Genomic DNA, 2,356 nt, shown 5'->3' on the forward strand with positions numbered 1-2,356 from the left:
CTGCGAATCCGACCGATGCGAGTTTGCGCGTATTGTTTGCTGTCGAATCATTGGCATTTTGTATTATGGCCAGAAAACGATGGCGACCTACCAACGTTTATGCAACAACTGACCAACACGCATGTGAAACGCTGGAAGGAACACCGTCACGAAAGGGGACATGGACATCTTTACCAGGGCCGGTACAAGTCGTTTCCGGTGCAAGACGACGAGTACTTTTTTCACGTCGTTCGTTACGTTGAACGCAACGCGTTGCGCGCCAACTTGGTGGAGCGTGCGGAGTTGTGGCGCTGGTCGAGCCTGGGTTGCGTTGGTCGCGATGACAACTCGATGGCGGTTCTCTCCGACTGGCCTTTGGCACGCCCGAGAAATTGGATCGAACACGTGAACGAACCGCAAACAGAATCTGAAGTGAACACGTTGCGTCGTTGCGTCAATCGCGGCACTCCCTATGGGGATGAAGGCTGGATCGCAACCACTTCCAAGCGACTGGGACTTGAATCAACTCTTCGACCTCGCGGACGACCAAAGCAGAAACGTGACAGGGAATAGACTGCCTTCCCATCGCATATATCCCACATTTGGTGGCTGTCACGAATGGCACTGTCGTGATGTATCTTGTTTCAGGTGCATTGTTTGCGGAGTTCGCGTCGCAATTGGTTTCTTGGCTTTTGCATGAGCTTGTAGCCATGGCGTCGTCGTTTGAGAACGCGTGGTTCAAGTCTGCCTGGACGGTTGGCAACCTCGCAGGCGGCGATTTGTTTGAGCATCAACCTCAGGTAATCATCGAGCGACGACGCATCAATCAACCCCGCTGACAATTGCATCCACGACGCCAAGACATACTGACATGTGCTGGTGAAACTGATTTGCCGTGGCTGCTTGCCGTGCAGCAGCGCCGCCCCAGCGGCCGTGGCGCGGATCAGATTATAGCCCAAAATCGTCGTCCAGACTTCGCGATGAACCATCTCGGGCGACTTGCAGCGCACGTGGCCCAGATTCAGTGAATCCTTGATGCTTCTGATATCGAGTTCCGAATTCCACCGGAATCCATATAACGCAGCGATCTCTTCTTTGCTGTACTCGTCCGCGTCGAGGAGTGTCGTGATGACGTCGATGGTTCGCGTGCGACGACCTCGCTCGACAATGTTGAAACGGATTTCACGCAGCTCGAGCGTCTCGGGAATCTGCGCGTAAGTCTCCTCATCCATCCATTTCGGTCGCTGCGGCCGCATCCAGACGATGATGTGATCGTACTTCCCCAGCCGCCGGCCACGACGAAAGTCGGAATGGCGTAGATGATGTTTACGCGCGCACGTATGCGTTCCTTGCGAGAGCAACAACGCGATCATCATGAACGAACAGTAATAGCGATCCATCACCGCGATGTCGCCTGCGGCCAGACTTCCCAGCATCGACCGCAACAGCGCCGACTCGCCCGTTTCTTTGCCCTTGTACGGCCCCATCGCTAGGTCCGTCACGCAAGCGGTGGCCAGTGATAGGATCGCCACGGCACGCGCGATTGGCAGGCCAACGCCGGGCTTCTGCGTTTTCGGATGCGGGTACTTCGCTTGGTTTTTTGGCGTATCTGGCATGGTGAAGGTGAAGCCGTCGATCAGCTTGGCATGATACCTGTCCTTCCATAACCAGCTTGCATCGGCGGCCTGTTCCAGTTCTTCGGTCACTTCGCTGCTCAGTTCATGCAGCGCGGCTTCCGAGAGTTTGGCACGGGCTCGGCAGTAATCGCCCGTGTCTTGCGTCGGTGAATCGAGCTCCGCTTGCGCGCAGTAACTAACGACACGTGCCACCGCCGATTGGCACGAGGCTTCTTTGCCGTCGCGCAACACTTGCGAGAGAAACGACCACACCATGATCGCCGTGGTGTAGACGCCGTGCTGACCGAACAGGCAGCCATGTCTGGCAAAGATTCGCTCGATGCGTTCGGCCGAGAGAATCTCGGCAAACGGCAGTCCCGGACTGGAAAGAAATGCATCGACAACTTTTTGAAATCTGCCACTGCCTCGATGGGGCGAATTTGGTATGTCTACGGCCATGAAAAAACCCTCCTTGGCTTTTCACTGCAAGTGCAACCAAGAAGGGCTTCGTAATCATAGCCAAGAGTGGGAACAATCTTGAACACCACTTCGGCACGACAGAGATTTTCACAAATCTCCGCTCGAGTCAATAGGCAAACTGCGCGCTCGCCTCATCCCGACAGTGCCATTCGTGCCTGACCCCCTCGGCCCCCGCCAGTTTCCCCGATGAATCGGGGCTTAACAGCATCGAGGCGCGACAGGAAGAAGTGATCCGCCGCATCCTCGAGCACTGCGGACTCTGGCAGGGACCACCACGGCAG

Annotated in this window: 2 protein-coding genes; one reads left to right on the plus strand and one right to left on the minus strand. The window is 56.0% G+C overall.

Going from position 1 to position 2,356, the window contains the following annotated elements; all coding sequences use genetic code 11:
* Window positions 1-552 (plus strand): transposase (locus tag WBB95_RS28135; protein WP_424490550.1); only part of this gene is annotated, 552 nt, incomplete at its 5' end.
* A 71-nt stretch (window positions 553-623) separates the two neighbouring features.
* On the opposite strand, the gene WBB95_RS28140 is transcribed toward WBB95_RS28135, so the two are convergent.
* Window positions 624-2,054, minus strand: coding sequence for an IS4 family transposase (locus tag WBB95_RS28140; protein WP_424490551.1), 1,431 nt, complete (start codon window positions 2,052-2,054; stop codon window positions 624-626).
* Between the last annotated feature and the right edge of the window lie 302 nt (window positions 2,055-2,356).

Source organism: Pseudomonas sp., from assembly GCF_049645325.1.
Taxonomy (GTDB): domain Bacteria; phylum Pseudomonadota; class Gammaproteobacteria; order Pseudomonadales; family Pseudomonadaceae; genus Aquipseudomonas.

Excerpts from the sequence above, each read along its gene's own strand:
- WBB95_RS28140 (WP_424490551.1), bottom strand. The coding sequence starts at position 2,054 with ATGGCCGTAGACATACCAAATTCGCCCCATCGAGGCAGTGGCAGATTT.